Annotated in this window: 7 protein-coding genes; 5 read left to right on the top strand and 2 right to left on the bottom strand. The window is 73.7% G+C overall.

What is annotated here, in order from left to right; translation table 11 throughout:
* Window positions 1-78 precede the first annotated feature (78 nt).
* On the bottom strand, window positions 79-1,164 hold the full coding sequence (locus ACFV0G_RS17600; RefSeq protein ID WP_380547834.1) for a polyprenyl synthetase family protein: 1,086 nt from the start codon (window positions 1,162-1,164) through the stop codon (window positions 79-81).
* Window positions 1,165-1,273: 109 nt separating this feature from the next.
* Complete coding sequence (locus tag ACFV0G_RS17595; protein WP_380547831.1) at window positions 1,274-1,741, bottom strand: NUDIX domain-containing protein; 468 nt, start codon at window positions 1,739-1,741, stop codon at window positions 1,274-1,276.
* Window positions 1,742-2,162: 421 nt separating this feature from the next.
* Here ACFV0G_RS17595 and ACFV0G_RS17590 point away from each other — a divergent pair, with 421 nt between their 5' ends.
* The 5 genes from ACFV0G_RS17590 to ACFV0G_RS17570 form a co-directional block, all read left to right on the top strand.
* Window positions 2,163-3,650, top strand: coding sequence for a sensor histidine kinase (locus ACFV0G_RS17590; RefSeq protein WP_380547828.1), 1,488 nt, complete (start codon window positions 2,163-2,165; stop codon window positions 3,648-3,650).
* A gap of 3 nt (window positions 3,651-3,653) precedes the next feature.
* Window positions 3,654-4,061 carry a roadblock/LC7 domain-containing protein gene (locus ACFV0G_RS17585; protein WP_380547825.1) on the top strand — a complete coding sequence of 136 codons (408 nt, stop codon included), beginning with the start codon at window positions 3,654-3,656 and terminating at the stop codon, window positions 4,059-4,061.
* Window positions 4,058-4,417: a DUF742 domain-containing protein gene (locus ACFV0G_RS17580; protein WP_380547822.1), complete on the top strand. Its 360-nt coding sequence runs from the start codon at window positions 4,058-4,060 to the stop codon at window positions 4,415-4,417. Before ACFV0G_RS17585 ends, ACFV0G_RS17580 begins: the two co-directional genes overlap by 4 nt.
* Window positions 4,398-5,036, top strand: a complete 639-nt coding sequence (locus ACFV0G_RS17575; protein WP_380547819.1) for an ATP/GTP-binding protein — start codon at window positions 4,398-4,400, stop codon at window positions 5,034-5,036. Before ACFV0G_RS17580 ends, ACFV0G_RS17575 begins: the two co-directional genes overlap by 20 nt.
* The coding region (locus tag ACFV0G_RS17570) for a cytochrome P450 (RefSeq protein ID WP_380547815.1) at window positions 5,033-6,360 on the top strand (1,328 nt) is incomplete at its 3' end. The genes ACFV0G_RS17575 and ACFV0G_RS17570, both read left to right, overlap by 4 nt.

Raw genomic sequence — 6,360 nt, 5'->3', positions numbered from 1 at the left:
GCGCGCGGGCGGGGGCGGGCGGCGGGGCCGCGCGGCCCCGCCCCCCGGCCCCCCCCCCCCCCCCCCGCTGCGGGCGGCTCAGGCGGCGATCGGGACGGCCCCGGCGCGCACCGGGTCGGCGCCCGCCAGCTCGGTCAGCGCCGCCCGCACCTCGTCCTCCAGCGGGACCTCGGCGAGGATCGCCACCGCGTCCGCGCGGCGCTCGTCGAGCATCGCCCGGACGGCCGTGCGGGCCCCGGTCGCCTCGATCGCGGCGCGCAGTGCGGCCGCCCCGGCCTCGTCCAGGTCGGGATCGCCGTGGTGGCGCTCGAAGACGGCGAGCTGGGCGGGTGCGGCGTGCTCCATCGCCCAGGAGAGCAGGACGGTCATGCAGCCGTTGCGGAAGTCGTCGGTGCTGGACTTGCCGGTGACCCGCTCGTCGCCGAAGACGCTGAGCAGGTCGTCCTGGAGCTGGTACGCCTCGCCGACGGCCTCGCCGAACCGCTTGAAGACGTCGAGGACCTGCTCCGACGCGCCGCCGAGGGCGGCGCCGTACTGGAGCGGGTACATGGTGTTGGACCGCGCGGTCTTCAGCAGGGCGACGTTCATCGCCTGGTCGGTCGAGGGGGTGCGGCGCACCCGCTCCTCCATGTCGAGGTACTGGCCGAGCCACACCTCGGAGCGCAGCAGGTCGTTGGGCAGCCGCCGGGTGGCCAGCCGGTGGGGGTCCATGCCGGAGGAGAACATCAGCTCGTCGGACCAGGCCCAGGCGATGTCGGTGAGGCAGAGCGTCTGGACCAGGCCGTAGTGGTCGGCGTCGCCGCGCCAGCCGCGTGCGCGGTGGACGTCGGCGAGTCTGCGGTGCAGGGCGGGCAGGCCGCGGCGGGTGTCGCTGCGGTCGAAGACGTCGTCGACTATGAGCGCGGCCCAGTGGAAGAGCTCCAGGGCGGCGCCGATGGTGATGATCTCGGTGCAGTCCGGGCGGTCGCCGGCCCGCCACCCCCAGTAGGCCCACATGCCCTGGAGCCGCTTGCCGCCCTCCAGAACGCACTCCTTGACCAGGTGTCCGGCGTCGGCGGCCCGAAGGTCGCCGAGGTCGGCGGTCTTGCGGTCCAGGAAGCGGGTCAGTTCGGCGTCGACCCGGGCGGGTATGTTCCGGGCCTGGCTCGTCGGGAACGGCATCATCGTGGCTCCTCGGGGCCGGCGGGGCCGGCGGCAGGGCGCACCGGTGGGGTGCGGGATCGGGGGGCGGGGCGCATCGGGGGATGGCGGGGGTGGTACGCGGGCGGCCGGGTCAGCCGGGTGCCAGCGGGCCGTCGAGCCAACAGGTCTCGAACCCGCGGTTGCGGGCACTGGCGGCGATCGCGGCCGCGCTGATCGGGGTGACCGGCCGGGGGAGCCGGTCGGGCGGGAACCATCCGAGCCGGCGGCACAGCCCCGGTTCGAGGTTGCTCGGCGTCCCCGTCCACCGGCGGGCGGTGAGGAACGCGGTGAGCGCCCGGAGGGCGGAGCCCTCGCGGTAGTCCACGGTGACCGCGTGCACGAGGTCCGCCGGGTCGATGCCGATCCCGAGCTCCTCGCGGGCCTCGCGGACCGCCGCCTCCGGCACGGTCTCCTCGCCCTGGAGGTGCCCGGCCGGAACGCTCCAGTAGCCGTCGGCCCAGCGGGTGCCGGAACGCAGCCCCAGCAGAACCCGGCCGTCCTCCCGGTAGAGCAGGAGATTGACGCCCAGCGAAGTCTGATCCTGCGCAGGCTGGTTCACGATGTGGACGGTTCCCTTCCATCTTGATCGCGGGCTGAATGCCCATTACGTCACGTCAGAAACCGCCAGCACCAGAGGATCCGGACAGTAGTTGACTGAACACGCTCCAAAACGAAAGGATCAAGCCAGATGGTGTCATGGGGTTTGGCGCCGTCGGGACTCGTGAACGCTGCCCACCTGCGCCTTTCTTGACGGAATGTCAAGATGGGTGTGGACATGGCCGGTTGATGGGCTCCTGCCGCACGTATCAGGCTATGATCCGTACGGCGCACAGGTCTTGTCCCGATTGGGCTGGTTTGTCCCCGCATCCGGCCCGCTTCCGCGGAGGCCCGCACCGTGGGCCCGCGGCGCCTCCGGCGACCCCCGGGACATGCGCACACCGGCTTCACCCGATCGTCGTCAACCCCCCCCGAGGATGCAGATGGTTCGCGCTGGATCACCACCTGGAAGCGAACGACTCGCCACCGCCGCCCTCTGGCTGCTCCCGCCCGCCGTGCTGGTCGCCTTCGGTGCGGCCGCGTACGCCGCGTCCGCCGGCACCCGCTCCGCGATCCTGTGGTGCGGCGCCGCGGCCACCGCGGTGGTCGCCCTCACCGTGGCCGAAGCCGACCGGCGCGGCCGCGCCGCCGCGCGCTCCCGCGCCGAGGCGGCCACGTTCCAGCAGCGGTTCGCGGCCCTGGACGCCGACTGGCAGCGCAGGCTGGTCGACCACGAGGCCGGCACGGCCCGCCTCGCCGACGTCCTGCTGCCCGAGGCGATCAACCGCCTGCAGACCGGCGGGACCTCCGACGAGGTGCTCCGCGGCACCGACCGGCAGACCGAACTCCACCCCGCGCACCGCCGCGTGCTGTACGCCGTGGTGGACGCCGTCCAGGCCGAGGAGGACCTGCGCGACTCCGCGCAGCGCTCGTTCGTCAACATCGCCCGCCGCGTTCAGGCCATCGTGCACCAGCAGGCCCAGGACCTGCGGCAGATGCAGGACCGGCACGGCCGCGACCCCGAGGTCTTCGGGGACCTGCTGCACCTGGACCACGGCACCGCCCTGATCGGCCGCCTCGCCGACAGCATCGCCGTCCTCGGCGGCGCCCGGCCGGGCCGCCAGTGGCACCGGCCGGTGACGATGTTCAGCGTGCTGCGCGGCGCCATGTCCCGGATCGTCGACTACCAGCGGGTGGACCTGCACTCGGTCGCCGAGGTGGCCGTCGTCGGCCCCGCCGTCGAACCGCTCATCCACGCGCTCGCCGAACTCCTCGACAACGCCACCCGGTACTCGCCGCCGCACACCCGGGTCCACCTCACCGCCATCGAGATCCCCTCGGGCATCGCGGTGGAGATCGAGGACAGCGGCGTCGGCCTCAGCGAGGAGGCCCGCCGCCGGGCCGAGCGCGTGCTGTCCGACGCGCCCACCGGCCTGGACCTCGCCGACCTCGGCGAGGCGCCGCGCCTCGGACTCTCCGTGGTCGGCCGCCTCGCCCAGGCCAACGACTTCCGGGTCTCGCTGCGGCCCTCCGCGTACGCCGGCGTCCGCGCCGTGCTCGTGGTGCCCTCGGACCTCATCACCGCGGCCCCCGCACCCGCCACGCCCTCCCAGGGCACCACGGTGCCGGCGCCGCGGCGGATGACCGGCCCGCAGCCGATGATGGCGGGCGAGCCGCTCGACGAGCCCGCCGACGTCGAGCGCAACGCCCACGGGCTGCCGCAGCGCCGCCGGCGCACCCTGGCGGCCCCGGCGCCCGCCCGGACCACGGCGCGCGTCGCGCCCCTCGCCCCCGCACCCGTCGCCCCGGCCGCACCCGCGGTCGAGCCCGGCCTGTGGATGGGGGCCTTCCAGAGCGCCGTCTCCGGAGAGAGCACGGCGGGCGTCGACGCCCGCAGCGCCGGCGACGACTCGTCAGACAAGGGTGAATAGCAAATGATGCACCACCGTCCCAACATCGACTGGATGCTCAAGGACCTCGCGGAGAGCGTCCCGCAGACCCGCCACGTGGTCGTCCTCTCCTCGGACGGCCTGCGGATGGCCCAGTGGGGCACCGACCACGACACCGCCGACCGGCTCGCCGCCGCCTGCGCCGGCCTGCAGAGCCTGTCGACCGCGGTGGCCGGCGAGTTCCCGCACGGCGACGGCCGGATGCGCATGGTCGTGATCGAGGTGGGGGGCGGCTTCTTCTACCTGATGGCGGCCGGCGCCGGCGCCTACCTGGCGGTGCTCGCCGACGAGGGCGTCGACCCCGGGCTGATCGGCCAGCGCATGCGCGACCTGGTGGCCAGGATCGGCGCGCATCTGACCAGTCCTCCCCGCGTCGACGGGTTGGTCGGATGACATTAAAGGACCAGCGATGGCAGGACAACGGGCCCGAGCGCCTCTACGTCATCACCGCCGGCCGCAGCCGCCCGGAGGCTGAGGCGGAGGTCGACCTGGTGACGCTGATCGTCGCCAGCGCCGCCCCCGGGCCCGGGATGCCGCCCGAGCACGCCGCGATCCTGCGGATGTGCGAGGCACCGCTGTCGGTGGCCGAGATCTCGGCCCATCTCGGCCTGCCGATGAGCGTGGTGACGGTACTGCTGGCCGATCTGCTGGCCTCCGACAGCGTCGAGGCCAGAGCCCCCGTCCAGGCGGCCAGACTGCCGGACCTCGAACTGCTGGAAGCGGTGATGCATGGACTCCAGAAGCTCTGACACGTACGCCGGGTCCCGGGCGTACACGGAGCCAGGCCCGGTGCAGGCGCTCGCCGCCACCACCGCCGCGGCCGTCAAGGTGGTGATCGTCGGGGGCTTCGGCGTGGGCAAGACCACGCTGGTCGGCGCGCTGAGCGAGATCAAGCCGCTCACCACCGAGGAGACGATGACCCAGGCCGGTGTCGGAGTGGACGACGTCGTGGGCATCGAGCGCAAGACCTCCACCACCGTCGCCATGGACTTCGGCCGGATCAGCCTCAACGAGCAGCTCGTCCTCTACCTGTTCGGCACCCCCGGCCAGGAGCGGTTCTGGTTCCTCTGGAACGGCCTGTTCCACGGCGCCCTCGGCGCGGTGGTCCTGGTCGACACCCGCCGGCTGGAGGTCAGCTTCGACGTGATCGGGCGGCTGGAGGAGCGCGGCGTGCCGTTCGTGGTCGCCGTCAACGCCTTCCCGCACGCCCCGGTCCACCCCGTCGACGAACTGCGCGGTGCCCTCGACCTCCCCGACACCGTGCCGATCGTCGACTGCGACGCCCGCGACCGCGCCTCCAGTCGCGACGTCCTGCTCACCCTGATGCGCTATCTGCACTCACTCGCCGCCTCCCCGGAGCACTCGTGACCACGCTGCCCCCGAACCCCCTGGACGCATCCGGCCTCGTCCCCCCGCCGGGCTGCCCCGCCCACGCCGCCGGCCCGGCCCCGGCCGACGCCTTCGGCGTGATGCGGCTCTACGGGCCGCTCGCCGAGAGCGACCCGATGGGCCTGTACGAGCGGCTGCGCGCCCAGCACGGACCGGTCGCGCCGATCCTGCTCGACGGCGACGTCCCCGCCTGGCTGGTGCTCGGCTACCGCGAGAACGTCGAGGTCACCCGGGCACCCAGCCGCTTCTCCCGCGACCCGCGGCTGTGGCGGGACTGGCAGGAGGGCCGGGTCGCCGAGGACTCGCCGCTGATACCGATGATGGGCTGGCGGCCCGACTGCGTCTCCGCCGACGGCCAGGAGCATCAGCGGCTGCGCGCCGCACTGACCGAGAGCCTCGCCCAGTTCGACCGCCGCGGCATCCGCCGCCACGTGCAGCGCTACGCCAACCAGCTGATCGACGGCTTCTGCGCGGACGGCAGCACCGAACTGCTCAGCCGGTACGCGCAGCACGTGCCGATGCTTGTCCTCACGCACCTGTTCGGCCTGCCCGAGGAGGACGGCCCGAGCCTGGTCGAGGCGGCCGCCGCGCTGATCAAGGGCACCGAGAAGGCGGTCGCGGGCAACCAGTTCATCCTGGACACCCTGGAACAGCTGGTGAAGGACAAGAAGGCCGCACCCGGCCGGGACTTCGCCACCGCGCTGATCAACCACCCGGCCGGCCTCACCGACGACGAGGTGCAGCACCACCTGCGCCTGGTGATGCTCGCGACCAACGAGACCACCACCAACCTGATCGTCAACACGCTCCGGATGGTGCTGACCGACCCCCGCTTCCACGCCTCGCTCACCGGCGGCCTGCTCACCATCGCCGAGGCGGTCGAGCAGGTCCTCTGGGACGAGCCGCCGCTGATGGTCTGCCCGGGCCGCTGGGCCACCGGCGACACCGAACTGGCGGGCCGCCAGATCAAGGCCGGCGACCTGCTGCTGCTCGGACTCGCCGCGGGCAACGTCGACCCCGCGGTGCGCCCCGACCCCGCCGCGCGGCTGCACGGCAACCGCTCGCACCTCGCCTTCAGCCGCGGCCCGCACGAGTGCCCCGGCCAGGACGTCGGGCGCGCGATCACGGACGCCGCGGTGGAGACCCTGCTCAACCGCCTGCCGGACATCCACCTGGCGGTCGAGGAGGACGAGCTCCGCTGGACCTCCTCGTCGTGGGCCCGCCACCTGAACGCCCTCCCGGTGGGCTACGCCCGCAAGTCCCCGACCGCGGACGAGCCGGCACCGGCCCGGCCCGTCCGGCC

The organism is Kitasatospora sp. NPDC059571, from assembly GCF_042735675.1.
Lineage (GTDB): Bacteria > Actinomycetota > Actinomycetes > Streptomycetales > Streptomycetaceae > Kitasatospora.
This window is presented reverse-complemented; position numbering and strand designations above follow the sequence as displayed.